Annotated in this window: 23 protein-coding genes; 17 read left to right on the plus strand and 6 right to left on the minus strand. The window is 49.1% G+C overall.

What is annotated here, in order from left to right:
* Positions 1-2 precede the first annotated feature (2 nt).
* The 9 genes from AC0YN4_RS20690 to AC0YN4_RS20730 all read left to right on the plus strand — a co-directional run bounded on the left by AC0YN4_RS20690 (position 3) and on the right by AC0YN4_RS20730 (position 14,396).
* Complete coding sequence (locus AC0YN4_RS20690) at positions 3-1,310, plus strand: NAD(P)H-dependent oxidoreductase (protein ID WP_475784075.1); 1,308 nt, start codon at positions 3-5, stop codon at positions 1,308-1,310.
* Between the two features lie 270 nt (positions 1,311-1,580).
* Positions 1,581-2,444, plus strand: a complete 864-nt coding sequence (locus AC0YN4_RS20695) for an ABC transporter permease (RefSeq protein WP_475784186.1) — start codon at positions 1,581-1,583, stop codon at positions 2,442-2,444.
* A gap of 49 nt (positions 2,445-2,493) precedes the next feature.
* Positions 2,494-3,396, plus strand: a complete 903-nt coding sequence (locus AC0YN4_RS20700; protein WP_475784076.1) for a carbohydrate ABC transporter permease — start codon at positions 2,494-2,496, stop codon at positions 3,394-3,396.
* Positions 3,397-3,477: 81 nt separating this feature from the next.
* A complete protein-coding gene (locus AC0YN4_RS20705) occupies positions 3,478-5,127 on the plus strand; it encodes an extracellular solute-binding protein (RefSeq protein WP_475836641.1) in 1,650 nt (549 codons plus the stop codon).
* A gap of 86 nt (positions 5,128-5,213) precedes the next feature.
* Positions 5,214-6,803 (plus strand): response regulator, encoded by a 1,590-nt coding sequence (locus AC0YN4_RS20710; RefSeq protein ID WP_475836642.1) that lies wholly within the window; start codon positions 5,214-5,216, stop codon positions 6,801-6,803.
* 31 nt (positions 6,804-6,834) lie between these two features.
* Positions 6,835-8,598 (plus strand): sensor histidine kinase, encoded by a 1,764-nt coding sequence (locus AC0YN4_RS20715; RefSeq protein WP_475836643.1) that lies wholly within the window; start codon positions 6,835-6,837, stop codon positions 8,596-8,598.
* Between the two features lie 182 nt (positions 8,599-8,780).
* Positions 8,781-11,342 carry a glycosyl hydrolase gene (locus tag AC0YN4_RS20720; RefSeq protein ID WP_475836644.1) on the plus strand — a complete coding sequence of 854 codons (2,562 nt, stop codon included), beginning with the start codon at positions 8,781-8,783 and terminating at the stop codon, positions 11,340-11,342.
* A gap of 101 nt (positions 11,343-11,443) precedes the next feature.
* Positions 11,444-12,364 carry a helix-turn-helix domain-containing protein gene (locus tag AC0YN4_RS20725; RefSeq protein WP_475784081.1) on the plus strand — a complete coding sequence of 307 codons (921 nt, stop codon included), beginning with the start codon at positions 11,444-11,446 and terminating at the stop codon, positions 12,362-12,364.
* Positions 12,365-12,383: 19 nt separating this feature from the next.
* Positions 12,384-14,396: a hypothetical protein gene (locus AC0YN4_RS20730; RefSeq protein WP_475836645.1), complete on the plus strand. Its 2,013-nt coding sequence runs from the start codon at positions 12,384-12,386 to the stop codon at positions 14,394-14,396.
* 19 nt (positions 14,397-14,415) lie between these two features.
* On the opposite strand, the gene AC0YN4_RS20735 is transcribed toward AC0YN4_RS20730, so the two are convergent.
* From AC0YN4_RS20735 to AC0YN4_RS20745, 3 genes are all read right to left on the minus strand, one after another.
* Entirely contained in the window at positions 14,416-14,583 is a 168-nt protein-coding gene (locus AC0YN4_RS20735) for a helix-turn-helix transcriptional regulator (protein ID WP_475784083.1), read from the minus strand.
* 75 nt (positions 14,584-14,658) lie between these two features.
* The gene (locus AC0YN4_RS20740; protein ID WP_475836646.1) at positions 14,659-15,552 is read right to left on the minus strand and encodes a hypothetical protein; all 894 of its coding nucleotides are present in this window, start codon (positions 15,550-15,552) and stop codon (positions 14,659-14,661) included.
* A gap of 90 nt (positions 15,553-15,642) precedes the next feature.
* Positions 15,643-16,107 carry a Calx-beta domain-containing protein gene (locus AC0YN4_RS20745; RefSeq protein ID WP_475784085.1) on the minus strand — a complete coding sequence of 155 codons (465 nt, stop codon included), beginning with the start codon at positions 16,105-16,107 and terminating at the stop codon, positions 15,643-15,645.
* A gap of 665 nt (positions 16,108-16,772) precedes the next feature.
* Here AC0YN4_RS20745 and AC0YN4_RS20750 point away from each other — a divergent pair.
* From AC0YN4_RS20750 to AC0YN4_RS20760, 3 genes are all read left to right on the plus strand, one after another.
* A complete protein-coding gene (locus AC0YN4_RS20750; RefSeq protein WP_475836647.1) occupies positions 16,773-17,249 on the plus strand; it encodes a DinB family protein in 477 nt (158 codons plus the stop codon).
* A 15-nt stretch (positions 17,250-17,264) separates the two neighbouring features.
* Complete coding sequence (locus AC0YN4_RS20755) at positions 17,265-17,621, plus strand: iron chaperone (RefSeq protein WP_475784087.1); 357 nt, start codon at positions 17,265-17,267, stop codon at positions 17,619-17,621.
* A gap of 63 nt (positions 17,622-17,684) precedes the next feature.
* Complete coding sequence (locus AC0YN4_RS20760; protein WP_475784088.1) at positions 17,685-18,146, plus strand: small multi-drug export protein; 462 nt, start codon at positions 17,685-17,687, stop codon at positions 18,144-18,146.
* A 67-nt stretch (positions 18,147-18,213) separates the two neighbouring features.
* On the opposite strand, the gene AC0YN4_RS20765 is transcribed toward AC0YN4_RS20760, so the two are convergent.
* The 3 genes from AC0YN4_RS20765 to AC0YN4_RS20775 form a co-directional block, all read right to left on the minus strand.
* Complete coding sequence (locus tag AC0YN4_RS20765) at positions 18,214-20,568, minus strand: MMPL family transporter (protein WP_475836648.1); 2,355 nt, start codon at positions 20,566-20,568, stop codon at positions 18,214-18,216.
* A 52-nt stretch (positions 20,569-20,620) separates the two neighbouring features.
* Complete coding sequence (locus AC0YN4_RS20770; RefSeq protein ID WP_475784090.1) at positions 20,621-21,235, minus strand: TetR/AcrR family transcriptional regulator; 615 nt, start codon at positions 21,233-21,235, stop codon at positions 20,621-20,623.
* 207 nt (positions 21,236-21,442) lie between these two features.
* Positions 21,443-21,604 (minus strand): hypothetical protein, encoded by a 162-nt coding sequence (locus AC0YN4_RS20775; RefSeq protein ID WP_475836649.1) that lies wholly within the window; start codon positions 21,602-21,604, stop codon positions 21,443-21,445.
* 156 nt (positions 21,605-21,760) lie between these two features.
* On the opposite strand from AC0YN4_RS20775, the gene AC0YN4_RS20780 reads away from it, so the two are divergent.
* The 5 genes from AC0YN4_RS20780 to AC0YN4_RS20800 all read left to right on the plus strand — a co-directional run bounded on the left by AC0YN4_RS20780 (position 21,761) and on the right by AC0YN4_RS20800 (position 26,812).
* Positions 21,761-22,123 (plus strand): VOC family protein, encoded by a 363-nt coding sequence (locus AC0YN4_RS20780; protein ID WP_475784092.1) that lies wholly within the window; start codon positions 21,761-21,763, stop codon positions 22,121-22,123.
* A gap of 45 nt (positions 22,124-22,168) precedes the next feature.
* Positions 22,169-22,747 (plus strand): GNAT family N-acetyltransferase, encoded by a 579-nt coding sequence (locus AC0YN4_RS20785; protein ID WP_475784093.1) that lies wholly within the window; start codon positions 22,169-22,171, stop codon positions 22,745-22,747.
* A 386-nt stretch (positions 22,748-23,133) separates the two neighbouring features.
* Positions 23,134-24,105, plus strand: a complete 972-nt coding sequence (locus tag AC0YN4_RS20790) for an ABC transporter permease (protein WP_475836650.1) — start codon at positions 23,134-23,136, stop codon at positions 24,103-24,105.
* Positions 24,106-24,132: 27 nt separating this feature from the next.
* A complete protein-coding gene (locus AC0YN4_RS20795; RefSeq protein ID WP_090983350.1) occupies positions 24,133-25,026 on the plus strand; it encodes a carbohydrate ABC transporter permease in 894 nt (297 codons plus the stop codon).
* A gap of 73 nt (positions 25,027-25,099) precedes the next feature.
* The gene (locus AC0YN4_RS20800; RefSeq protein WP_475784095.1) at positions 25,100-26,812 is read left to right on the plus strand and encodes a type 2 periplasmic-binding domain-containing protein; all 1,713 of its coding nucleotides are present in this window, start codon (positions 25,100-25,102) and stop codon (positions 26,810-26,812) included.
* Positions 26,813-26,957: the final 145 nt, after the last annotated feature.

The following is a 26,957-nucleotide window of genomic DNA, read 5'->3' on the forward strand; positions in this document are numbered from 1 at the left end:
AAATGGAGAATCTCTTGCTTCGGCTGCTTACATGTCGAGAGAGACCGATTCGTGTGGGCATTGCCGGTGCCGGCAGATTCAGCACCGGACTGGCCATTCAAGCTGCGCGAATGAAGGGGATGCAGATTGCGGTTGTCTATGATGTGAATCCGTCCTACGCAGTAGAAATGTATATGGCAGCCGGATTCGCCAGAGACGAGATCAAGACTGCGGATTCTAAGGCTGCTATTCAAGCAGGGATTGAGGCTGGTAAACCCGTCATTGCGATGAATCCATTCGATATGCTGAGCTGCGATCTCGAAGTCATCGTGGATTCGACGGGCTTGCCCGTATTCGGGGCACAGTTCGCCTACGAGGCACTTCGCCATAAGAAGCATGTAGTGATGGTCAATATTGAAGCAGATGTTGGCGTTGGCGCTGCGCTTCGCAGCGTTGCCGAACAGGAAGGCGTCATATATACGCTTGCCGACGGCGATCAACCAAGTTTAGCCAAGGGGCTGTACGATTGGGCGCGGACCTTAGGGTTTGACGTGCCGGTGCTCGGCAAATGGATGACCGTTCATTCACAGGAGGAAGTCGACCGCAGATTAAACGATCGAGAAGCGATGCACGACACCGATATTGCGTACTGGGACGGTTCCAAATACCAAATCGAGATGGCGTGCATGGCTAATATGACTGGTTACGTACCGGATGTTCCAGGCATGCACAAGCCCCGAGTGCCGCTCTCGCAAATTCCCGAGGTGTTTCGTTTACGGGAGGAGGGAGGGATTCTTCACCGTCATGGAGTCGTCGATGTCGTTGATTTTCGCGAAATTGGCGATGTCAGCCATGATCATCTGAACGGCGGTGTCTTTATCGTCATTGGCAGTACTGATCCTTTCGTACAACGTCAGCTGCGGGATAAGGGGATACCGATGTCAACGGATGGATCTCAAGGGGTTATCTATCGCGCGCATCACTTCGTAGGGATGGAAACGCCGATATCGATTGCAAAGGCCGTTCTGCTCGGTGAAGCTACAGGAAGTCCGCAGCTTAAAGCGACAAGCGATGTCGTGGCTGTCGCCAAACGAACGATTAAGGCAGGGGAAGCACTCGATGGAATGGGCGGAGAAACGGTCCGTGCTCATCTGGTAGCGGCGGTAGGCACCTCTTCAGAGGACGGACTGCCTTATGCACTCGCTCAGAACGTGATTGCCAGAGTAAACATCCCCAAAGGGACGATTATTACTTATGGCATGCTGCGGGAACGCGGCTCTGATTTTATTTGGCAGCTAAGAGAAACGCAAGATGGACTGCGCACATTCTAGCAAAGACAAGAACAATCCTAACGCCTAAGCGGCGAAGCGGATTGTTTTTTGTTTACACATTATCGTGCGACTGTCATTGAAATGTGCAAGTTTTCATTGCTCACTCTCATAGGAAAGGGATCTATTCTTTTCTATACTAAATGTAACAAATCAGGAGGGGGTAACAAGTTGGAGGCGCAGCAATCCATCATTGCGGCGACGGCACAAACAAAGCGAGCAGCAAAGCCGAAGCTGATCGAGACGCTAAGAAACCAATGGGATTTGCAACTTATGATCATCCCTTCCATCGTTTTCATCTTTGTATTTAGTTACATTCCGATGTACGGTGTGCTGATGGCGTTTCAGGACTACAACATGTTTGAAGGTTTCTGGGCAAGTCCTTGGGTAGGGTTTAAGCACTTCAAGATGTTTGTTGAGGCGCCTGAATTTTGGCAAATCATGCGCAACACGATTGCGATCAGCCTGCTTAAACTGTTCTTCGGATTTCCGGCCCCGATCTTTCTGGCACTGATTCTCAATGAGGTCAGAAGTATGGTGTTTAAGCGGATTGTCCAAACGGTAAGTTACCTGCCTCACTTCCTCTCTTGGGTTATTGTGGCCGGCTTTGCGATGTCTATGCTTTCCACGGATAACGGCAGTATTAACATCCTTCTGCAGGAGCTGCATTTGATTGAGGAACCGATTAACTTCTTGTCCATGCCGGAATACTTCTGGACAATCGTGGTTACTACGGGCATCTGGAAGGATATCGGCTTTGCGACGATTGTTTACCTTGCGGCGATTGCCGGTGTTGACCCGCATCTGTACGAATCGGCCTCCATAGACGGGGCAAGCCGCTTTAGGATGATGATTCTCATCACGCTTCCTTGTATTATGCCGGTTGTGATCATCTTTCTGATCCTGGCGGTAGGAGGAATATTGAATGCGGGCTTCGATGATCTGCTGCTGCTTGGCAACAATCCGATTCTAAGAGATGTATCCGATGTCATCGATACCTATGTGTATCGCATTGGTATCTTGAGCAATCGGTACTCTTACGCGACAGCAGCTGGACTGTTCAAAGCCGTTATCAGTGTGGGGCTGCTCGTTCTGGCTAACCGCGTGGCGCGACGTCTTGGCTCAAGTTTGTGGTGAACCGCGGGAGCTCAGCAGCTTGGAATAGGAAGGAAAGGGGCGACCAGTCATGCATTTAAGCGGCGGAGACCGCGTTATGCAACTGTTTATTTATAGCTTTCTCGTCATTCTTGCATTCGTTACGTTGTATCCGTTCTGGAACAGTTTGGTCATCTCACTCAATTCCGGGACCGATACGACACTAGGCGGCATCACTTTCTGGCCGCGTGACTTTACGCTGGTAAATTACCGAATCGTTTTTAAGGATGAACGTCTGCTGCAAGCATTCTCCGTATCGGTCTTACGTACGGTCATCGGTACGGCCATGGCGATCTTCTGCACGGCAATCTTCGCTTATGCCATGTCTCGCAGGGGAGTAGCCGGCAAGAAGTTTTACATGGTCTTCTGTATTATCACGATGTATTTCAGCGGGGGATTAATTCCATTCTTTCTGCTTTGCCGTTCTCTGGGCATGATGAACTCCTTCTGGGTCATGATTATTCCAGGCTTGATAAGCGTATGGAACATGATTATATTTCGGACCTTTTTTATGGAGCTGCCGGACGGACTTGAGGAATCGGCCAAAATCGACGGTGCAAATCATTTTAGTATCTTCTTCCGCATCTTCCTTCCGTTGTCCGGTCCTGTCGTTGCCACATTATCGCTATTTACGGCTGTTGGCCATTGGAATGACTGGTTTACGGCGACGATCTTCATTAATAATCCGAATCTGATTCCGATTCAAACGCTGCTCAATCAGATTTTGAATTCCAACATCGTTTCAGAGCAGCTGGCTCAAGCTGCCGGGGGCAATGCTTCTGCGCTGGACGCCATGGATCGGTTGAAGACGGTCACGACCAAATCGCTGTCGTCGGCAACGATGATGGTGGCGACACTGCCGATTATTATGGTTTATCCATTCGTACAGAAGTATTTTGTCAAAGGTGTATTGGTTGGCTCACTAAAGGGCTGATCGAATCGTAGGATTGGTGATAAGCTTGGGAAGAGCTTGCACATACATGATTTACATTAATCGTTATCAGGGGGAATCCACTTGAAGGCCAGAAGAATGCTCTCGGTAATTCTTGTAAGCATGCTCGGTTCGGCTCTACTGCTTTCTGCATGCAGCAGCGGCAATAACAGCTCGAATAATGGGAAGTCGGCCAATGGCAATGCGACGAGTAAGGAAGGTAATGGCGACGATGTGAAAGCTGTAAAGGAGGAGCCACTGACCTTTACTTATTTCGGCAATTATGACTGGTGGGGACTTGGCACATGGGGTGACAATACCGTCTCGAAATGGATAACGGACAACAAGGGTGTTACGGTTAAGGAAGTAGCTACAGGAGGCGCATCGCAAGCCAAGCTTAATACGATGATCGCGTCCAACGAGCTGCCTGATCTCATCTTGATGGATCGCGGACCTGGCGTGGAACGACTTCGTGCCGCGGGAGCTCTCGTGCCGATAGATGAGTATTTAGACAAATATCCGAACTTCAAGCAATATGTCGGGGATGCGACGCTCAATCTGCTCCGGTCATCTGACGGCAAGCTCTATCAGCTGCCAAACTACTATACGTCTACGCCGAACGGGAACTCGGGCTGGCTGATCGAGAAGAAGATTTATAAAGAGCTTGGATCTCCGGCACTGGAAACCTTCGATGATTTACATGCTTACCTGAAACTTGTCAAAGAGAAATATCCGAATGTCATTCCGCTGGAAATCGATACATCAGGCTGGGGACATCGCATGATCTACACCGGTTTTAAAGAGAATAACCCGCCGATGCTGGTCGACCACTCTGTGTATACCGAAGGCGATGCGTTAAAACCGATTTGGGGCGATCCGGCTTATGCCGAAGCGTTGAAGTACACGAGCTTGCTTTTCAGAGAGAAGCTTATTTCGCAAGATGCGCTTACCCAAACCGGAGATCAGCTTTCGGAGAAATTGGTCAACGGACGCGTTGCCGTCATCGCAGCTGGCGATGCAGCGAACCTCGGGCGTTCACCGGACGAAGAATTGAAGAAGAAAGATCCGGAAGACGGCTATATGGCCATCTGGCCGATTCATAAAGCCGGTCTCGATAAAAACAAAATTACGCCAAACAACTGGAATTCTCTCGGCTGGAACGTGAACGTCATTACGAAGAATGCGAAAGATCCGGAGGCGATTTTCAGATTCCTGGATTGGATGACAAGTCCGGAAGGACAGCAGGTCGTATGGTTCGGTCCGCAAGGCGTACTGTGGGATTCGGTTGACGGGGATGGGATTCCGATTCCGAATGACAAGTGGACAACTATGCCTCCGGAGGAGAAAGATAAGATCGGTTTGCAATCGTATAATTTCGTCGGCAACACTACCTTCATTGATGGCGCTAAAGTGAAAATCGAAATGACGCTGCCTGAAGATAAACGGAACTGGTCGACGGTTCAGCAAACCAATGTGTTCTGGAAAACATCGATGAACGCGACCCAATTCGTCAATCTGGATCCTTTGCCGGATACAGCAGAGGGAATTGCGGCGCAAAGCGTAGGCGAAATTGCGAAGGAAGCATTGGCTAAAGCTATCTTTGCAAAGAATGACGCGGAGGTCGATGAAGTGTTGGCGCAGGCAGAGAAAGACGCACTTAAAGTGGGTTTCGACAGTGTGTTGAAATATAAAGAGAATGCTTGGCACAACAACCAGACCATCGTTGGACAATAATTGTATCTTGCCGGGTACTAGAAGGAGAGTATACTTGAAACTAGGTATACTCTCTTTTTTTACCAAAATGAGAGATGGAGGGGAGAATGGCTGTGTATACTGTGTTGCTTGCCGATGATGAACGACTCGATCTGGAAGGACTCCGAAGGCTTGTCCCATGGGAACGAATGAACATGCAAGTCATTGGAGCTGTGAACAGCGGCTTCGCGGCCCTTGATTTTCTTAACCGGCAGAAGGTCGATATCTTGGTCACGGATGTGCGTATGCCGCGTATGACGGGACTTGAACTTGCACGCTCGGCGCTTGATTTGCAGCCGGCGTTAAAGGTTGTTTTCGTGAGCGGCTTTGAAGATTTTCAGTATGCCAAAACTGCATTGGAAATGGGCGCCAGCAACTATGTGCTAAAGCCGGTAGATGACGAGGAATTCAATCAGGTCATGAACACAGTAAGCATGCAGTTGAACGAGGAGCGAGAGAAGCAGTCGTGGATTGAAACTTACACGCAGTCAATTCCCTATTTGCGCAATGCGTTTATCCGTCAATGGCTGGAAGGCACTGAAACAGGAATAGGAGAACGGAAAGAGCTGTTCATGAAACTGGAACGGCTTGGTCTGAGTAGTTTTAATGCCTCCTATGCCGCAGCAATAATAGAAGTCGACGATGTTTCCTGGAAGCTGGTTACCGGTCAGAATGAGCAGCACCACCGGGATGGGATAGATGAGCTGCAACAATTTGTTACCAACGCATGCGTGGAAGAAGCAATCGGATACCCGTGCAAGGTAGAAACGCATCGAATAGGTCTGGTAGTAGGCGGGGATGATTATGGAACGAAATTGAGGCGGCTGATTCAGAGAGTGAAACAGCAGTTTCAGGCTTCGATTACAATTGGAATTGGAAGCGTTGTCATTTGTCCCGAAGAAGTTCCATCCTCCTATTTGCAAGCACGTAAAGCTTTGCATGCCAAGCTGTTTAGCGGGAAAGGAAAGATCATCACATACGAGGAGCTGGAAGACCAGCCGATTGCAAGCAGCAGTAATTTGGATCAAATTCTGTCCGAACTATTCAAAGCAGCCGCCGACTACGACTTAGTGAAGGTCGACGACTGTTTGCTGGATTTGTTTGCGTTCGCTTCTAAGCTTGAGCAGAAGAGTACCGTGTACAATTTCCTGCTGCATTTGATCTCAAAGCTGGAGCACTATTTGCTTGGCATCAATGAAGATCTCTATCAAATGATCGGACTGGACTATCGTAGTTTGGACATCCTGCATCGTTACGAGACAATCGACGACATCGTGTCATGGTTTCGGCGTAAATTGTTCGAAGTGTCGGAGAAGCTGCATGTGAAGGGACAGAAGAAGAACAGAAAATTGATCGAAGAGGTTCGGATGTATATCGAGCAGCGGTTGGGTACTGATCTGACTCTGAAGGAGGTAGCGGACCACTTTTCCTTCTCCCCGAATCACCTGGGCTTGTTGTTCAAAGAAGAGATAGGAGAAACGTTCAGCAATTATTTAATTGGGGCTAGAATGACCGCAGCTAGGAACCATCTGCAGGATCCTAAGCTAAAAATATACGAGGTCGCGCATAGGGCAGGCTATCAGAACATTGCCTACTTCAGCAGGCAGTTTAAGGAATGGTCGGGCATGACCCCGGGAGATTTCCGCAAGCAATGCTGACGTCGTTTCGATAGAAGGAGGACCACATGGGATGGGGAATAAGCTGTCGTTCCGGTTCAAGCTTATGGTATCCTACATTATTCTGATTATGACGCCTGTTATTATCATTGGCACGTTCTCCTATCATTCTTCCGTAGAATCGGCCAAGAGGCAATCCCGTCAGAATATTCAAGGAACGCTGCTTCAAATGAAAGATAACGTCATGTATCGAATCAAGGATGTCGGACGCGTGTCGGACCAGCTTTATATGGATCAACAGCTGCAGGGCAACTTGAGCATAGAAGAGGACGCTTGGAGCAGCTATGAGACATTGACTAAGCATCTGAAGCCAACCTTTCAGAACGCGATTGACTTATCAACGCTGCATATTAATATGCAGGTGTATATCAAGAACAGGGCGATACCGGAGTATTATTTTACGGCGGAAGATGAGGACCCGCTTGCGCTGGGTAAGCGATACAACCTCTATCAGCTTGATAGGCTGGAAAGCGAAGCATGGTATGAACCCTGGAAAATTTCGACGATCTACGGGGCCAATCAAGAGGTGAAGTGGCTGCAAGTCGCAGAGGATAAGCAGTACGGGAATATCTCGCTGCTTCGCAATTTAAACGATTATGCCAAGATCAATCAGATTGGCTTTATTCGCATTACCGCGAAGCTGAGCGAAATATTCGATTCCATCGATTATTTGAAAATCGGCGATTATGCGACATTGGTCGTTTACGATGGGGAGAATAGACCGCTCTTTTCCTCTGGTGACAAGGATACCGCACTGCTTGAGCAGGGTGCAGACAGCGGGAAATCGGATTATCTCCGAATAGACGAACCGCTGGACAGCGGGCTCAACTGGCGAATCGTCGCCTATATTCCGACGCAGCTGCTTGCTGCAAATGCAGATTCCGTACGTCAGATTACGATGCTGGTTTGCTTGATCAGCTTCCTCGTTTTAACGGCTGTGAGTGTTATGGTATCCCGAACTTTCTCCATCCGCATCACCAAAATCATTGCTTCCTTGAACGCCTTTCGAGGCGGTGATTTCCGCAAGCGGATCTCGTACAAAGGAAATGACGAATTCGCCCAAATAGCAGCGGCGTTCAATGACATGGGCAAGAACATAGATGAGTTAATCCGAGAGGTGTACATATCGAATTTAAAGAAGAAGGAAGCAGAGCTTACACTGCTGCAGGAGCAAATCAATCCGCACTTCCTGTACAATACGTTGTCCTCTATCAGCAGGCTTGCCCGGTTCGGTGAAATCGAGCGTCTGCATCAAATGGTCATGGGACTTGCCAAGTTCTATCGGTTGTCGCTTAACGAAGGCAAGACAATTATTTCCGTCGACCGGGAGATCCAGCAGATTCAAACGTATATCGATATTCAGAAAATCAAGTTTGCGGATGGCCTCGATGTGACCACCGAAATTGATCCTGATGTTCTGCCATACAGCACAGTGAAAATGATCTTGCAGCCATTCGTAGAAAACGCGCTGCAGCACGCCTGGAACGGCGACCATATCCATATCCATATTCACGCTTACAAAGACAATGATCGAATCGTATTCACGATTTCCGATGATGGCGTAGGGATGCCCAAGGAAATGATCGATTGTGTGCTTAATCGTGAAATCAAAGGCGGCTACGGTATACGAAATGTGGATGACAGGATAAAACTGCAATGCGGCAGCGCGTATGGCGTGCAAATTCAAAGCGTGTTAGGCGAGGGGACGTCCATACATATTGAAATTCCATGCTTCTATGATCAAGACGGAAACATGGCCGTGGTGAGGGCAGGCTGAGCGGCCGGAATCGGTTCAAAGTGCTAGATTTCGTTGTACAGTCACATTGTTTAGGGGGCGTTCTGAATCTATGATTGGGTTGACGGAAGACCATGGGGGTGAATGATGATCCAAGGATGAGCGTATGCGATGATTGGCAGCTTGAGTGTACACGGATGCGATGGGAGGATTGGTAGCGCTGGTTGACAAAAACATTCATTGGGGGAAAAATGATGATTCCTAGTGTTTCACGATGGTTGAAGAAGACGCTGCACGTATTCATGATTGCCGCACTTGCGCTTCCTGTTATGTATGCGGCCAGTTCCGATAAGGCTTTTGCCGCCTCCGCGCCTATCAATGCGAATGCATCGCAAGCGGCGAGAGACCTGCTCGCCTACTTATACAGTATTGAAGATACAAATATATTATCCGGTCAGCACAATTTTCTCGAGAGTCCGGATTATTGGACGGATCAGGTTTATGCCATAACGGGCAAATATCCTGCCGTTCACGGTTATGAGATGGGTGCCATTTCGGGTCAGACGGAAGCCCAATTGGACGATCAGCGACAAGCCGTCGTCGACAGTGCGATTGACTGGTACGAGAACGGCGGGATCGTAACGATGATGTATCACGCGAATAAGCCGGGAACGGGCTACTGCTGGGCGGAATGCGTGCAAGCAGGTACCAGTGAAACCGAGTTTAATCAAATCGTTACACCGGGAACCACGGCGTATAACCAGTTGATTGCCAACATCGATCTCGTCGCAAGCTACCTGGAACAGCTAAGGGATGCAGGTGTGCCGGTTCTGTGGAGGCCATTCCATGAAATGAACGGCGGCTGGTTCTGGTGGGGGCAACAACCCAATTATTATAAGCTGTGGGACATTATGTACGATCGTTTCACGAACTACCACGGCCTTAATAATTTGATTTGGGTGTGGAATGCCAATACGCCGAACACTCCATGGGGTGCTCCGTATTCAACCTACTTCCCTGGCATCGATAAAGTCGATGTGCTTGCCGTCGATGTGTATAACAACGATTATCAGCAGAGCTATCATGACGATCTGCAGACGCTATCGCAAGGAAAAATCATTTCGATCGGCGAGTGCGGCGAACATCCAAGTCCTTCTACGCTTGCCACGTCGCAAACGAAATACCGCTGGTTCATGACCTGGGGCGAATTCTTAACGAACGGCAATACAAATGCGCAAACCCAAGCGCTCTATAGCAATTCCCGCGTACTGACACTCGACGAGGTGAACATTGTATCCGGCTCCGGCGGTGTTGGCGGGGGTGGACCGGGTACGGTTGACGACTCTGTAACAGGTACAGGATTGAACCAGTTCGAATACGTCGGAACGTGGTCTGCAACCACTGGCAGCAGTGTGAAATACAACGGAGGAGATCATTATTCGCTGACGACAAACAGCTACTATCAGGTGGATTTCAATGGCACGGGCATTAAGCTTTACGGAACGAAAGACGCGCATCATGGCATTGCGGCAGTTTCCATTGATGGAGGAACAGAGGTCGACGCCGATTTCTATGCGGGGACCCGCGCTGACAACACGTTGATCTGGACTGGTCCGACACTGACGGCAGGCACTCATACGTTGAAGGTAAGGGTGAAGGGCACGAAGAATGCAAGCTCCACCGGTTATGTAGTGACTGCCGACCGTGTCGTCATCGATTCGGATACCCAAGCACCGACGGCACCGACAAGCTTAACGTCTCCATCGCAGACGCAAACATCTATTAATTTGTCCTGGAGTGCTTCAACCGACAACGTCGGCGTCACCGGCTATGATGTCTATCGAGGTTCGACCTTGGCGGGAACGACGACAAGCACATCATTTAGTGTAACAGGATTAACGGCCGGCACAGCGTACGCCTTCACCGTGAAGGCTAAGGATGGCGCAGGCAATGTCTCTGCAGCCAGCAGCACGTTGAATGTTAGCACGGCATCCGCGGGAAGCGAAGTTATCGTCAACGATGCGACAACAGGCACCGGGTTGAATCAATTCGAGTATGTCGGCACATGGAATACGTCGACAGGAGCGGGCACATATAATGGCGACGATCATTATTCGCTGACGACAAACAGCTACTATCAAGTCGATTTCAATGGCAAACAGATCAAGCTCTATGGCAGCAAAGATGCCCATCATGGGATCGCGGCCGTATCCATCGACGGAGGAACTGAAGTAGATGTCGATTTCTATGCAGCTTCAAGGACCGATAACACGCTGCTCTGGACCAGCTCGGTGCTGACTAGCGGGGCGCATACCTTGAAAGTGCGCGTGAAAGGGACGAAGAATGCCAGTTCATCCGGTTATGTCGTGACAGCGGATAGAGTCACTATTATTTCCGAGACGGTCGTGACGACGGATGATCGCGATTCGGCTATTACGTACAGCGGCAGCTGGACGCTTGATAACTGGACCGGGGATTACGCGGATACCGAGAAATACTCGAAAACAACAAATGATTATGCGCAGTTTACCTTTACGGGAAACAAAATCCAAGTTATTGGCTACAAGCAGCATAATTTGGGCAAGGTTGGCGTCTACATTGATGGCGCGCTCGATTCGACTGTGGATCTCTACACCTCGGGAACAGGTCCGCAGCAGACGGTGCTGTATGAGAAAGCAGGCTTAAGCAGCGGATCGCACACGATAAAGCTGGTTGTGACCGGTACGAAGAATAGTTCATCCTCTGACTATTATGTCGTACTCGATGCGTTCAAAGTATTTAATTAATGAGGTAGCGTAACGCGCTGGAATGCGCTGGAATGACAAGAGAGACGCCATGGAGATGAAATGGCGTCTCTTTGTGCTAGAAGCAAACCGGAGGGATGACTATGGTTACGACAAGCATGGCATCAACGTTCGCTGAAGGGATAATGCCTGCAAGCAGCGAGCTGTGTTTGATCAATCAGAATGTGGAATGGATCGCTTCGCCCGGCGAATTTACAAGATCCCGCTTATTATACGCGATGCTCTCCGGCATTTATTGTGCTAGGAGCAATTATAAACTCGTTCGCGACTTCTATCCGGCATGTGAAGTTATCCATGTGGTTTCAGGCAAAGGATGGTACTTAAAAGGCAAGGATTGGATCGAGATCCATGAAGGAGACAGCGTTATTCAAGATTTACGATACCCGCATGGCTATAAGGCGCATCCGGATGATCCATTCGTTATGAAATATGTTGTTTTTGATGGTATGCCGCTCGTCGAGCTGTGGAATTTGTATTTCACTGATCGGACCATTATTTTGATTTCTCCAGGCCCGAAACATTCGTTGCTGCCGTGTATGGATACCATTATCGCGCTTATGCAGGAGCCGGAGCCGGCATTGGAGCAAGATTATGAAATATCGAAGCTGCTTTATGAGCTGCTGCTTCAAGCACTCGCCTATAGAAGAGGCAAGGGAGGGGACGTCTCGGGGGAAGTGTATCCGGCTGCGCTTCAGCTTGCTAAGCAGTATATGGACGAATCTCTAGCCAGCATCCGGGACATCAGGGAGGTTGCGAACCGGAGCGGGCTGAGTTATTTTCACTTTAATCGCGCATTTAAGCGATATTTTCAATGTACACCTAGGGAATATCTGCTCTTAAATAGAATTAATCATGCTAAGCGATTACTGCTGCTGTCTCGACATTCGGTTACGGAGGTTGCTTATCGCTCGGGATTCGATAGTTACAGCACGTTTCTACAAAGCTTTCAGAAGGTTGAACGATGTTCTCCAACCGCCTATCGAAAAAATTGGCGGCAGGACTAATGATGAGGAGGCAACTTGGATGATGCACAGTTGGATCGATAATCATCTCCGTTTTAAATGGCATGGGAATGAGGGCTGGAACGAGCACGAACTTGAAGAGGCGCATGAAACGCGCAGGGCATGGAGCGGTGAATCCGAGAATGGCGGTCAAGTCAACGTAACCGTTCTGGATGAGCAGAGCACGACGTCCGAACATCGCTGCTGCCGCGTAGAAGTACAAGTAACCGCTGGGGCTGATGGTTTGCTTAGTGGATTTCAATTCGTGATGCCGGTCGAGGCTGGGCTTGAGCTTAGCTGGAAGACCCATCTTACGCCGCTTGAAGGGATGACGATCGGAGATATCGTTTTTCGTTCACCGGCCATTATTCTGGAGAATGAGTCCAAGATGTGCGCGCTGATCCCGGATCTTACACATTTGTCGGCCTCGAATCGGGTTATTCCTCATATTATGGATTATGATTTGTCCGCTCATGCGCTCTACTATGGAGTCTCGGATTATCGCGATACCGGTCATACGTACTATAAGCTGGAGCCTCGGCCGCGGGTTGTTCAGGCGCCGATTGCGCTTAGCTTCTATCTAGTGGAGTGGACGAAAATGGAAGCGGGCGTGTCGCGAGATTATAGACCGGTTGAACATTTCCTGTGGGAACGGTTTGCTTCCGCCGCAATGACTGCTGTGGAACCTGATAGCGGAATCAAGGAGCTGGAGCGCTACGCCAAGTATGCCTATGAATGGGCATTCGAACGGTGGGAATCGGTCAGCTGGCAGCAGTTTGAGCTGGATGGTCAGGAAGTCGGCGGCGTTGTTTTCATCGTCACGACAAGGCAGCAGCCGGGTTATGGGCAAGAAGAGGTTTGGCGCGAGAAGAAGAGCATCTGGAATCAAGCCTGGTTCTGCAGTCTTCGCAGTGCGTATGGCTACTGGATGTGGGGAAAGGCGTGGGGCAAACCGGACTGGATGCAGAAGGCGGAGAAGTCGCTGGCCTTCGCGCTTGCAGCGCCGCAGACGAACGGGTTGTTCCCGGCTTGTTATATGGCAGGACCGGATAATCGCTGGGAGGATGGACGCTGGATTATGTCTCATTCCCGTGTTCCTAAAGGACAGAATGATTATGCGCATTTGCTCGATTGCTCATGGACAAGCATATGGCTGCTGAAGTGGTACGGGGATATTAACAAGGATGAACGGATCATGGACTACGTGGATCGTTATGCAAAGACATTGCTTGAGCTGCAAGAAGAAGACGGCAGCTTCCCGGCCTGGGTTCATCCGCAGACCTTGGAAGGCTCGGAGTATCTGACGGTCAGTTCGGAAACGGCAGCGCATATTATGCTGCTATGCAGCTTGTACCGGCTGCGGCCGGAGCCGGAGTATCTTGAAGCTGCGGAACGAGCAGCGGCATTCCTTGAGAAGCACGTGATAGCGGAAGGACGCTGGGAGGATTTCGAGACCTACTGGTCATGTGCCGGGATGTGGGAGCAGAAGCAGCTGGGGGTTCGCGATGCAAGGAGCGGTTTGTACAGCCAATGTAATTTCGGCATGTACTGGACGGCTGAAGCGATGCGCGATCTATATTTGCTGACGGGCAAAGCGCATTATCTGGAACAAGGCCAAGTCGTGCTGGCTGAAGCATCGTTGTACCAGCAAATTTGGCAGCCGCCTTTCCACAGCGTTCCTACGGTTGGCGGCTTCGGCGTAATGAATTGCGATTCGGAATGGAACGACGCCAGACAAAGCTTGTTTGCCGGCATCTACATGGGCTACTACGAAACGACTGGCGATGAAGCCTATCGATATCGAGCCTATTGGGCGATGAAGGCGTCGTTCTATATGATGTACTGCCCGGAGAATGTGGATGTGAAGGCAAAGTACGAGCAGGTTCACCCCCATATGAAGGAAAGCGATTATGGCTTTCATATGGAGAATGTCAATCATTCCGATGGTATGGCGGTCGGTGAATTTACGATTTTCGATTGGGGCTGCGGAGCAGCGTCCACTTCACTGTATGAGCTAAGTAAGAAGCAATTGTAAGTGCGAATAGAATACCGACCTACAATTCCTGATTCGCAGGAGCGTTAATAATTTGCTCCACCGGAATGTTAAACGTTGTTGCTAGTAGAACGATAATGTCGAGTGGGGGTTTCCTTCTGTTCTTCTCGTAATGCGAGAGCGTAGATCTGGAAATCCCCAGCGTTCTGGCTAAGTCTTCTTGCTTCATTGCCCTGGATTCCCGTAGCTCTGCAATGGTATTACCAAGGTGTAACACCAACTTAATCCCTCCATTAGTTTAGCATCACGTATTCGTTACTTTGATGGTTCCATACACACTGCTTGCAGCGTTACCTATAATTTGAATCGACAGCTTGTCTTCCGGCGTGAGATCGGCAATCGGAGCGAAGCTGAGGATCCCTGCTTTGTAGGTTACATTTTGTAACTTGAAAAGCTTATCATTGCGTGTTGCCGTAATGATGAAATCACGAAGCGACAGCTCCCGATCCGCATCCATGTGAAGGGTCAGCTGAATCGTGCCGGCAGTCAGATCCGGTTTGACGCCCGTAAAATTGACGGCAATGGGACGCCAGCTGTAGACGGTATTTGAAATTACGATCGGTTTAGCAAATGTAATCGCGTAATTCACGGAAGGCTTTGCATTCGGGATTGTGATGATCCAGTGGAATCCATCATTCTCCGATGCCGGCTCTACGTTTACGGGTGCATCGTTTGCTTTGATAGATTTCCGAAGCTGTTCTGGATTTGTTTGCTGGGTAGATGTTAATTCGAACACACCGATATCCAGGAAGAAACCCAGTTCTCCATCCATATAATCGCTGCGCCACAGCAGACTGAGGTCGATGGTTTGGGCTCGATCAAGCTCTTTGCCAAGTTTGACGGGATAATTATGCCCTTTGACAGCTTTGTCGATTACCCCGTAGTAGGACTTGTTGGTCCCGCCGTATTGTTCGGTGTACCACTTAATTTTCTTGTTCGGAATAGCGAAATTCGCCTCAAGCTGCTTAAGAGTGATCGCTTTGTTCAAGGTGACTGTAAATTGACCTGTCTGGAGCTGCTCATCCAGAGTTAGGATCATGGGTTTAGCGGTCGTGTTATTCGATTGTGCATGGACAGCTGTTCCGGCAGATAGCGCAATAAACAGCGAAAGCAGGAGAACGAAACTTCGTTTGAGCATGAACGATGCCCCTTTCGATCCGGATAGTTGGAGTGAGGCAGTGTACAGCCCCTGCCATAGGCTCATTAATACAGCTGCCTCGTTTGAAGCTTATTTTTTGTCGTTATCCCAAATGGTAACGAAGGAGATGAAGAGACCTAACGTAGCGCCGCCGGTTGGTTCTTTCAAATAGACTTTGAAGGCTTCCGGATACTTCTCATAGGTGGAATCATCAACAATAGGCACCGTGAATGTTTTCTTTGTTTCGCCGTTACCGAATACGAGAACGCCTGAAACATGATAGAAGTCTTCACCGGCTGTAGCTGTAAAGCTGCAATTGCAGTAGTTCACCGTCACTACACCATCTGAACCGCCAATTCGCTCAACGGTGATCGTAACCGAACCTTTGCCTTCTTTTACATCGTGATTCAGTTCTGTCAGGGTTAGTCGCCCGGGCTTCTTCGGCTCGTCGCGAGGCTTCGCCGATGCTTGAAGCGGTGCTGCGAGCAGGAAGATCATGCAGAAAGCGAGAAACAGGAAAGATAGCTTTTTGAAGCTTGCTGTCGAACTTAGCATGAAATAACCTCCATAATTAGTTATTTTGATACAATTTGTAGCCAAATATATTGTATGATACTAATTGTAACGTGTCAATCGTATTTTACTAGCGCTAGGATGAAGGGAATGTATGCGGTTCGAAACGACGGAAGGTTAACGCAACAGCAGGAAAAAGGGTGCCAAAATCCCGAAGTGAATGACTGCGAGTAAACGTCCTCGAAGGAGGACGTTTTTACGTTTGTAGATCGTCGAGAAACCTGCGTGTTAGCCAGCTTCCAACCTGTAACGGTTGTGACAGTGGTTATTTGGCCTAAATTGCCCGTTTATTTTTTCTAACGGTTGCCAGCGGGCTTATTCGGACCTTTTCAGCTAGGAATCAACCATTTTGCCATCAATAGCGACGCTCACAACCGTTAGAAATTACGATGGTGTTCATTTCATGAAATAGCCACGCTGACAACCGTTAGCGAATCAATAGGCCGTGGGAGTTATGCGAAGATAGCTACTTCAGATGTTTGGGAGTCATAGACGGCAGCCGAAATTATCGGCTGCCGTTAGTTATTGAAGTAACGGGAGTTGTTTTTAGTAAAGGAATTGAATGAGCTTCTCACGAATATGGAGATGCAAGTAACTATAGTTACTTAGGCACTATTAAATCTGAGGACTTTCTGGGAGTGATAACGATGACTAGCGTAAGGGAGATTTTACTCGATCAGTTGGCAGCTTGTCATAACGATGAAAGTTGGTTTAAATCGTCTACAACGATTTTAGGTGATATATCGGTAGATGAAGCAATTCGGAAAACAAGTGGTCATTCAAGTTCCATCTGGGAGATCGTGAACCATCTCATTTTCTGGAATGAAATGTGGCTAAGACGATTTGTTAACGATGAAGTTATCGAGAAGTATAATATTGAAAATGATGAAACGTTCAAATTGGATCATACGAAGATGAATGAAACAGGTTGGAACGAGACCATAGAGCGATTAAATAATAGTTTTTCGGATTGGCGAGACACGATCAGGAATTGCGAGGAGTCCAAACTGGAAAGAAGAATTCCATCCTACTTCAATGCTCAGTGGTGGGGTGTTATTTCAAATTTGTGCATTCATAATGCGTACCATATCGGGCAACTGATGGTATTGAAAAAGCAGTCTTAAGGAGGATAATGAAGAATGGAGAAACAACAAATTAGCACAATAGACGACTATATTGCACAGTTTAACGGAGAGAGACAAGAGATCCTTACCAAGCTGAGACAACTCGTTCACGATTGCGCACCGAACGCGACCGAAAAGATCAGTTATCAAATGCCGACATTCGCGTTGAATGGAAACTTGGTGCATTTTGCAGCTTTCGAGAAACATATCGGATTCTATCCTACGCCTAGTGGAATCGAAAGGTTTAAAGAGGAACTTTCACCTTATAAAATGGCGAAGGGATCGGTTCAATTTCCTCTTAACAAGCCATTACCCTACGATTTAATCAAGAGAATTGTAGCGTTCCGCGTTATCGAGAACCAAGCGAAGTAATGGTTATCGGTGGTAATCTGATGTCCATTAATCCATGTTGAAGATTTCAAGGAGGGGCGCCATATGCTTGAGGAATATCTTAAAGAATGGTCTTACTTGGCGGTAATCATTCTGTCGGCGCTGCCCTGGATAGAATCGGCGGCGATTGTCGTGCTGGCTATTGCGCTTGGTTTAAACCCGATCTGGTCTACGATTCTTGCTTTTACGGGCAATTGGTTAACCGTGCTGCTGATGATCTTATTATTCCATAGGTGGCAGGAATGGAGGGCCAAAAAACAGATTGTCGACGAGACGCAACCGCAGGAGAGCAAAAAGAGCAAACGTGCTCATCATGTGTTCGTCAAATATGGACTGCCCGGACTTGCCATAATCGGTCCGCTGCTGATTGGAACGGAAGTCGCTGTCGTCTTCGCCATGATTTTCAAAGCCCCGCGTAAAAACGTTCTCGTCTGGATGACGACTAGCCTTGCATTCTGGACGGTTCTATTTGCGGCAGCTACGTATTATGGTTTTGAATTTATTTAACAAGCAAATGGATAATATAACGGCCTTGGTCTAATTGGACCAAGGCCGTTATTAATAGTGCGGAAGGTTATTTCAAAGCTCGAGCAGGTTTGAGCTTACCGACGTTTTCCTTCGCTTTCAACTCTGCGATTAACTTATCTCCCTCGACATCCAAGTTCGGAATCGAACGGTCTAACCATTTCGGCAGGCGCCATGCGGTATCGCCGAAGAGGGCCATGACAGCGGGCACAAGGGCCATACGGACGATAAAAGCATCGATGAGAATGCCGATGGCCAATGCGAAACCGATCTGTTTGATCATAATATCAGGAGCGAAAATAAACCCTGCGAAGACGGATACCATGATTACGGCTGCTGCGACAACCACGCGGCTTGCCTGATTGTATCCATGAATGACGCTCTCGACTCCATGATGCCCATGGACGTAAGACTCACGCATGGAAGTGACTAGAAAGACCTGATAATCCATCGCCAGCCCGTATAAGATACCGGTAACCATAATCGGCATAAAGCTAAGCAGCGGTCCGCCGGTGTCAAAGCCTAATAAGGAATGCAGCCATCCCCATTGGTATACGGCTGTGGTGATCCCGAAAGTGGCAAGTACACTCAGAAGGAATCCGACGGTCGCTTTGATTGGAACGATCACCGATCGGAAAACGAGCAGTAGGATAATCAGCGAAAGAATGACGATGATACCGACGTAAAGCGGAAACACCTCTGCGAGCTTAGACGACATATCGATGTTAATGGCGGTGAATCCGGTAACTCCCATTGTAACACCGTAAGATTGTGCAATCTTCGAATCAGGTGCACGCAAATCTTGCACCAGGTTTTTGGTAGCAGCCTTAGTCGGCCCTGTTTTCGGGATGAGGCTGATAATCGCCATATCACCGGATTTATTAATACCCATAGGGGTAACAAGCATAACATTCTCATGCTTCTGGAGCTCCTGAACAAGACTATTCAACGTTTCAGGCGTGACTTTGCCAGCGGCGTCTTGTGGTTCAGCGACCAGAAGAAGCGGTCCGTTAAACCCTTCCCCGAAGCCGTTTGTGATCGCGTCATAGCTTTGGCGTGAAGCGGTGTCTAGGTTCGCCGAGGCGCCGGAAGGGATGCCCATTTCCATTTTCGCCACCGGGATTGCTGCTGTACCAAGGACTACAATGACACCAATCACTATGAGCCACCGGAACTTTACAACTCCCTTAACCCAGTGATACGAGAATCCATGCTTGCTTGTTTTAGCTTGAGCAATTTGTTTCATACGCGCTTTCGGAGAGCAAATCCGTTCTCCGACCAATCCGAGCAGCGCCGGGAGCAGGGTCAGCGCAATAAGTACGTTCACGACTACCGCTGCTGCTGCGACAAGTGCCATGGCGGACAAGAATGCTATACCGATTACGAGCATCCCGCATAGCGCAATAATGACCGTTAAACCTGCGAATAATACTGCGCTTCCTGCAGTGCCGACCGCTCGGCTCACAGCTTCGCGAGAGCTTAGCCCTTGATCGAGCATCATACGGCGCTGGCGGTTCACGATGAACAAGGAGTAATCGATACCGACGGCAAGACCTACCATGAGCGCCAGGGCAGGGGTGATGTCGGTCATATGGATGAATTTCGAGAAGGCATAAGCGCCGCCGACGCTAATCCCAACTCCGAGAATGGCCGTTAACAGCGGCAAGCCTGCTGCAACAACCGAGCCGAGCGTCATGAACAGAACAACGGCGGCGACGACAAGACCGACAGCTTCCGTTGAACCGAGTGCGGGCTTCGTTTCCAGCGAATCGCTAGGTAACGCAGTGATGCCGGAACCATTCCCTTCTGCGGCAGTGATAGCCTGGATGACGGAATCAGGTACCGATTCGGGAAGCGACATCTGCTGGACGGTGAATTGGAATTGGAACAAGGCAACGCTGCCGTCTGATGAGAGCATCACACCGGGAACCGGTATGCCATCGTTCAATAGAGGGCCAAAAGGAGGCATTTCGACCGTCGCAGACTGCGAAGCGTTACTCTCTTGGCTAGTTTCACCGGCTAATGCATTTGCTTGATCATTACCCGCCGCCGATGCACCGGCTTCTGCAGCCAATTCAGCAGGATTAATCACATAATCCAGGTTATACACATCGTTAACGGCTTTGGTGATTAGGCTCAAACGGTTCGCAGTGTCCAGACGTTCGCCCTTAGGTGCCGTGAATACGACACTGGCTTGACCGCCTGAAGCCTCCGGGAGTTCCGCTGCCAATTGATCGAGTACATTTTGCGACTCTGTGCCTTCGATTTTCATATCGGAACTGATATGTATACCGTTTACGCCGAGCAAGGCAAGTACAATACCGAGAATCGCAATCCAACTGATGATGAAATACCAAGGTCTGTCGTAAGCAGATTTGCCCAATTTGTAAAGAAATGTAGACATAATGAAGTTGGTTCTCCTTTGTGAGTAGATAAAGTGGCAAGAAGTAAAAGCACTAGAAACCGTGCCGTAAGTAACCGAACATATTGTTTAAGTATTGATCGAATGTGGTAGCTCCCGGGACTTCCTCAGAAGTTTGGCCAGGCAGCAGAACGTTCAAGCTGCCATCGAGCAGAGGCATAAATGCCCCATAGACAGCACCGGCAAGAAGATGAGTGTATCCTTCCGGGTATCGACCATTGGCAAAATCGCTCAATATCTCTTGCGATGATTTTTGCAAATGGCGAAGAGCATTGAGGATGTACGGTTCAAGCGATGGGGATTGTTTCGATAGCGTTATGAGCTCCCGCAATTTCCACAGAAGTTCTGCAGTAAGCTGCATCTGCAATAAACGGTACAGCAGGTCTAGTGGGGAACTGTTATCGGGCATACCTGCTATCAAATGATCGGCTTCTTCTGAGCTTTGAAAGGTTATAGCGGCACTAGCCACAGCTTCTTCTTTGCAGGAGAAGTGGTTGGCAAACGTTCTTCTGGAATAATTGGCTCTTTGAACAATATCGTCGACGACGAAACCATCCATTCCTCGTTCAAGGGCAAGCTTGAACGCCGCTTCGGCAAGGGCAGTACCGGTTGCCTCCCGTTTAATATCACGCAAACTTTGTTTGTTCATTTGATCGCTTAAGCGCACACCTCTTCTATGGAGATTGTATGGTGACTAACATATCTATATTATTGCCCATTGGGAAATGATGCACAATGGGAAGCTATTACGGAATTGTGGCAAGTTGCCTGAATATGTTCATGTCTATGGTGCCAACTCCATTAAAAAAGCCGAGAGCGCGATAATCGCACTCTCAGCCTAAGCTTCTCTATAACTTTACTGTTTCTTCAGCTCACGGCGCTTCTTGATGGCCGAATAATTCATGTAGATACCGATAAGCAGCAGCACTACGCCAAGCACCCAATTGACGAACAAAATATCAATAATGCCGTAACCGATAAAGAAAATGCTCACAACCTGCAGTAATCGCGGACTCATTTTCATAGGTGCACCCCATCCATCATCAGTAAATTTCATTTGCCCAAGTATAGCGCACAAGATGCCGAAATACTAGCCGTAGAAGGAGATTGCGCGGCTATCGCGAATAGGGTTGTATTGCTAATTAGCACAAATGACAGGGAGGCTAACGACGACATGAAAGCGACGAAATTAAGACCATTTGTTCCATCTGGTGCGGACTATGAACTGGCACAGCGATTCTTCAAGGAACTTGGCTTCGAATGTATCCTTTCCGTGCAGGACATCAGCATCTTCCGACTATCCGAACAGGAGTTTATTCTTCAAAATCACCATAACCAGTCATTCCAGGACAATTACATGCTGGACCTGACTGTAGACGATCTGGATGCCTGGTGGACACATATCCAATCTATTATAGAGAGTGGCCATTTCCCGACGATGCGCGCGAATGAACCAAAGCTATTCCCATGGGGCCGCCGCGAACTTCATCTCATTGATCCGGCAGGCGTATGCTGGCATCTTGCGCAAGCAGATTAGTAGCCAACCATCGCAACTCAATAGCAACACGGGAGGAACATCACCATGGACATAAAACCAATCACACTTACCGGCAACAAAGTAGAGCTGGTTCCGATGACAGTCGAGCATGTCGAGGGTATCTATGAAGCAGGCCGATATCCTGAGATATGGACGCTTACTGCTGGAGCCATAGCTACACTGGACGATGCCAAGGCCGATGTCAATAAGGCACTAACACAATCGGCGGCGTTGCCATTTGTAATTTTCGATCGGGTAACAGGGCGTATCGTTGGCAGCACGAAGCTGTTCGATATCTCTATTGCGAATAGAGGGTTGGAGATCGGCTCGACGTGGCTGACCCCTTGTGTATGGCGCACAGCAATCAACACGGAATGCAAATATTTGCTGCTGAAGCATTGCTTCGAAACGCTGGGTACCATCCGCGTCCAGCTCAAGACAGATTCAAGGAATACGCGCTCCCAGCAGGCGATTGAACGCCTCGGAGCCGTGAAGGAAGGCGTGCTTCGCAACCACATGATCTATCCGAACGGCTATGTAAGAGACTCCGTCTATTACAGCATTCTTGATCGGGAGTGGCCGGTCATCAAGGAGCGGCTTCAGAGCCTGCTGAGTCCGCAGTAGCCAGCAGAACAACCAGCACAAAAACCAGAACAACAACCAGAACAACAACCAGCGTAACAATTAATTGGCGCAAAGTGATCCACCATCCCATAAAACAGTCCGGCGAGCATGATCTCATCATGCACCCGGGCTGTTTTTTGTTGTATTGGGAGCGCATCAACATGCGGATGTGGCATCCAGGAAATTCTAACGAATCGTACGGGTCTTATTTGCCCGAAAACAGTGGAAAAGTAGCTCAGAGAGCGACACAAAGGGAGGGTACCTGAAATTTTGCGACCGAAAGCAAAATTTGAGGCCTTATATTGCCAGTGCCCCGCGGCTTACAATAAGTCCAGAAGAATGAAAGCACTTACATCGAACACATCAATCCCTGGAGGTCTGCCAGCATGAGCGCCAATCTGAGCTATGAGCTGTCTACGAGGCAGCAGCCGGCAAGCCGGAAGGACAAGGCCAAGAAAGTGATCCGCAAGATGATCGGCCAGAAGTATTTGCAGGTGATGGCGCTGCTTGGCGTGGCCTGGATGGTTATTTTCAACTACATTCCCATGTACAGCGTCATAATCGCCTTTAAGGAATTTGACATCATCCATTCCGTACACGATGCACCTTGGGTTGGTTTCCAGCATTTCCGCGAGTTTCTCGAAGATGACGAGCTGCCCGGCGTCATCTGGAACACGGTTGGCATGAGCATGATCAAGCTCATCATCGGGTTCCCGCTGCCGATCATCTTCGCCCTCTTCCTCAACGAGCTGCGCTCGCTGAAGCTGAAGAAGTTCGTTCAGACCATCTCCTACCTGCCTCACTTTCTCTCATGGGTCATTCTGGGAGGGATCCTGACAACATGGCTTGCCGATGTCGGTATCATCAACAACATCCTTATCGCACTTGGCTTCATCGATGAACCGATTAGCTATTTGGCGGAGCCGAGCTACTTCTGGTCGATCGTCATCTCATCAGATATTTGGAAGGAACTCGGTTGGTCGGCCATCATCTATTTGGCGGCAATCGCAGGCGTTTCGCCGGAAATGTATGAAGCCGCTACGATCGACGGAGCGGGACGTTTTCAGAAAATGTGGTTCGTAACGCTGCCAAGCATCCAAGGTACGATAGCGATCTTGTTCATCCTAGCAGTCAGCGGCATTCTGAATTCGAATTTCGACCAAATTCTCGTGCTGCGCAATTCGCTCAATGAGAGCGCGAGCAACGTCATTGACGTGTACGTCTATCAAACCGGTCTCTTAAGCGGGCGTTATTCTTACTCGGCCGCAGTCGGATTGTTTAAATCGATTATCGCGCTGATTCTGTTGATTATGGCAAACCAAGTGTCGAAGAAGCTAAACGATACGTCGCTATTTTAATAAAAGATAAGGTGGTTGCGCCGACTGATGTTTACATCCCTACTCCGAAGAAAAACCGCCGGCGAGGCACTGTTCGATGCCGTGAATACGATCGGCATGCTGCTTATCTGCTTCGTGACGATCTATCCGATCTGGTACGTGCTCGTCAATGCCTTCAATGAAGGACAGGACGCGATGCGCGGCGGCATCTACTGGTGGCCTCGTCTGGTTAGTCTGGATAACTTCCAAGCCGTGTTCAACAACCCCGGCATTATGCTGGCCATGGGCGTAACGGTTGCGAAGACCGTTATCGGTGTTCCGGCACATGTGTTCTTCACCGCAATGGTTGCCTACGCCTTCTCCAGACGCGAGTTGGTCGGACGCAAAATCTACATGCTGCTGGGCACGATCACGATGTTTTTCAGCGGCGGTCTCATCCCGTTCTATCTGCTTATTCGCGACTTGCATATGCTCGATAATTTCTTGGTTTATATCATTCCGGCCATGTTCAACTTCTTTGATCTCATCATCTTCTTGGCTTTCTTCCGAGAAATTCCCGCTGGGCTTGAGGAAGCAGCGAGGATCGACGGAGCCAATGACTTCTCCATCTTCGTACGCGTCGTCCTTCCGGTATCGATGCCGGTTATCGCAACGATCGCTTTGTTCCACGGGGTGTATCAATGGAACGATTATTTTACGGGGATGATCTATATCAACAATATGGATTTGCAGCCGATTCAAACGTACCTGTACCGGGTTATCGCACAGTCGAGCTCCAACATTATGATGGCGGCGATGCCGGGCGGCATTACGAAGAGCGTGACCTCGCAGTCGATTAAGCTCGCCACGATGGTGGTCACAACGCTGCCAATTGTGCTGGTGTACCCGTTCCTGCAGAAATATTTTGTCAAGGGTATGATGATTGGCTCGATCAAAGGTTAGGTTATTCGTCCTAGCAGGCTGGATTCCAAGTCGGCAAAGACATTATAATAAGCGAAGCAAAGGGGTAGAACACATGGGAAAAGGTAAGGTTCAGCGCTTAATTGCTTTAACGACAGTGTTTGCGCTTGTCTTCACACTGGCGGCTTGCTCCGGCGGCAACAACAATAAGAAGAACGAAGCGGCAGCCGGCAACAACAAAGCCACGAATACTGCGGACAACACAGCGGCAGAGAACACGACAGCAGAGAACAAACCTGCCGTATCAGCCGACGAGCCAGGCTGGAAAGCCGACACGTCGCCAATCACGTTCGACTGGTATCTGAACTTCTCTTGGTTCCCGAATAAGTGGGGCGTAGACGCAACTTCCCAATACATCACGAAGAAAACCGGCGTAAACGTCAACTTCATCGTGCCGGCAGGCAACGAGAACGAGAAGCTGAATACGATGATCGCTTCCGGTTCGCTTCCGGATTTCATCACGCTTGGCTGGTATGAGGACGGCGTGAAGAAGATGATCGAGGGCGGTTTGGTAGAACCGCTGAACAAGCTGGCCGATCAGTATGACCCGTACTTCTTCAAGGTTGCTGACCCTGCGAAGACATCCTGGTACACCCAAGAAGACGGCAATGTATACGGGTATCCGAACGCATCGTCCTCTCCGAAGGATTTCGAGAAATATGCACGCGATTACACGTCGAACCAAACGTTCGTCGTACGCAAAGATATGTATGAAGCGCTTGGCAAACCAGACATGCGCACCAAGGAAGGCTTCCTGAACGCGCTCAAAGCAGCGAAGGAGAAATTCCCCGAAGTAAACGGACAGCCGCTTATCCCGCTTGGCTTGCATGAGTTTGGCGAGACCGGCAACAGCTCTCTGGAAGGCTACCTGCAGAACTTCCTTGCTGTTCCCTATGAGAAGGACGGCAAGTTATATGACCGTGTAACAGATCCGGAGTACGTAAGCTGGCTGAAGACATTCCGCAAAGCCAATGAAATGGACCTGCTGGCAAAAGACATCTTCATCGACAAACGTCCGCAAATGGAAGAGAAAATCGCGCAAGGCCGTTACTTCGCGATGCTGTACCAACGCAGTGATTTTGCCGCACAACAGAATGCTCTATTTGCCAAAGATCCGAATTCCGTCTACATCGCTATCGACGGTCCTGGCAATGATGCAGGCGACCAACCGACGCTTGCCGGCCCTGGCATCTCCGGCTGGACGGTAACGCTTATTTCCAAGAACGTGAAAGACAAAGCAAGAGCAATCCGTTTCCTTAGCTACCTTATAAGTGAAGAAGGCAACAAAGACTTGTTCATGGGCGAGCCGGGCGTTACGTATGACACCGCTGACGGCAAAGACGTGTTCAAGCCTGAAGTCCTTGAGCTGCTGAACAAAGACCGCTCTTCCTTCGATAAGAAGTATGGTGCATCGTATACCTTCTGGATGCTAATGGATACCAATATGAACTTGAAATGGGCGCCGCCGAGCGTGGAGCCGTCCAAACAAATGGAAGATTGGACCAAAGGCAAAACGCAAAGCTTCTCGCAATACGACCAAATCAATCCGACGGGCAACTCCGAGGAAGGGATTGCGAACACGAAGATCGCTCAAACATGGGGCAAAACGCTTCCGAAGCTGCTGCTTAGCAAGTCCGATGAAGACTTCGACAAAACGTTCGCGGAGTTCGTAGAGAAACGTAAAGATGCAGGCTTCGATAAGGTGCAGGCGTTCCAACAGAAGAAATATGAAGAGAACGTAGCGAAGCTGAAAGAATTTCTGAAATAGAAGACGACATACAATTCGCAACAATCGGGTAATCGAACAGCCGGCGTTGTAAGCCTCGGCCAAGAAGAGTGGTGAAGTCTGCCGCCCTTCTTGGCTGCGGGCTTTCGCCCGGCTGTTCATGCTCGTTTTCTGCGTTATACTGGTG

This window comes from Paenibacillus sp. J22R3 (assembly GCF_056269305.1).

Excerpts from the sequence above, each read along its gene's own strand:
- AC0YN4_RS20755 (WP_475784087.1), top strand. The coding sequence starts at position 17,265 with ATGGAGAAACAACAAATTAGCACAATAGACGACTATATTGCACAGTTT.
- AC0YN4_RS20765 (WP_475836648.1), bottom strand. The coding sequence starts at position 20,568 with ATGTCTACATTTCTTTACAAATTGGGCAAATCTGCTTACGACAGACCT.
- AC0YN4_RS20760 (WP_475784088.1), top strand. The coding sequence starts at position 17,685 with ATGCTTGAGGAATATCTTAAAGAATGGTCTTACTTGGCGGTAATCATT.
- AC0YN4_RS20710 (WP_475836642.1), top strand. The coding sequence starts at position 5,214 with ATGGCTGTGTATACTGTGTTGCTTGCCGATGATGAACGACTCGATCTG.
- AC0YN4_RS20785 (WP_475784093.1), top strand. The coding sequence starts at position 22,169 with ATGGACATAAAACCAATCACACTTACCGGCAACAAAGTAGAGCTGGTT.
- AC0YN4_RS20790 (WP_475836650.1), top strand. The coding sequence starts at position 23,134 with ATGAGCGCCAATCTGAGCTATGAGCTGTCTACGAGGCAGCAGCCGGCA.
- AC0YN4_RS20700 (WP_475784076.1), top strand. The coding sequence starts at position 2,494 with ATGCATTTAAGCGGCGGAGACCGCGTTATGCAACTGTTTATTTATAGC.
- AC0YN4_RS20745 (WP_475784085.1), bottom strand. The coding sequence starts at position 16,107 with ATGCTAAGTTCGACAGCAAGCTTCAAAAAGCTATCTTTCCTGTTTCTC.
- AC0YN4_RS20730 (WP_475836645.1), top strand. The coding sequence starts at position 12,384 with ATGATGCACAGTTGGATCGATAATCATCTCCGTTTTAAATGGCATGGG.
- AC0YN4_RS20795 (WP_090983350.1), top strand. The coding sequence starts at position 24,133 with ATGTTTACATCCCTACTCCGAAGAAAAACCGCCGGCGAGGCACTGTTC.
- AC0YN4_RS20780 (WP_475784092.1), top strand. The coding sequence starts at position 21,761 with ATGAAAGCGACGAAATTAAGACCATTTGTTCCATCTGGTGCGGACTAT.
- AC0YN4_RS20735 (WP_475784083.1), bottom strand. The coding sequence starts at position 14,583 with ATGAAGCAAGAAGACTTAGCCAGAACGCTGGGGATTTCCAGATCTACG.
- AC0YN4_RS20750 (WP_475836647.1), top strand. The coding sequence starts at position 16,773 with ATGACTAGCGTAAGGGAGATTTTACTCGATCAGTTGGCAGCTTGTCAT.
- AC0YN4_RS20775 (WP_475836649.1), bottom strand. The coding sequence starts at position 21,604 with ATGAGTCCGCGATTACTGCAGGTTGTGAGCATTTTCTTTATCGGTTAC.
- AC0YN4_RS20715 (WP_475836643.1), top strand. The coding sequence starts at position 6,835 with ATGGGGAATAAGCTGTCGTTCCGGTTCAAGCTTATGGTATCCTACATT.
- AC0YN4_RS20690 (WP_475784075.1), top strand. The coding sequence starts at position 3 with ATGGAGAATCTCTTGCTTCGGCTGCTTACATGTCGAGAGAGACCGATT.
- AC0YN4_RS20725 (WP_475784081.1), top strand. The coding sequence starts at position 11,444 with ATGGTTACGACAAGCATGGCATCAACGTTCGCTGAAGGGATAATGCCT.
- AC0YN4_RS20770 (WP_475784090.1), bottom strand. The coding sequence starts at position 21,235 with ATGAACAAACAAAGTTTGCGTGATATTAAACGGGAGGCAACCGGTACT.
- AC0YN4_RS20740 (WP_475836646.1), bottom strand. The coding sequence starts at position 15,552 with ATGCTCAAACGAAGTTTCGTTCTCCTGCTTTCGCTGTTTATTGCGCTA.
- AC0YN4_RS20695 (WP_475784186.1), top strand. The coding sequence starts at position 1,581 with ATGATCATCCCTTCCATCGTTTTCATCTTTGTATTTAGTTACATTCCG.
- AC0YN4_RS20800 (WP_475784095.1), top strand. The coding sequence starts at position 25,100 with ATGGGAAAAGGTAAGGTTCAGCGCTTAATTGCTTTAACGACAGTGTTT.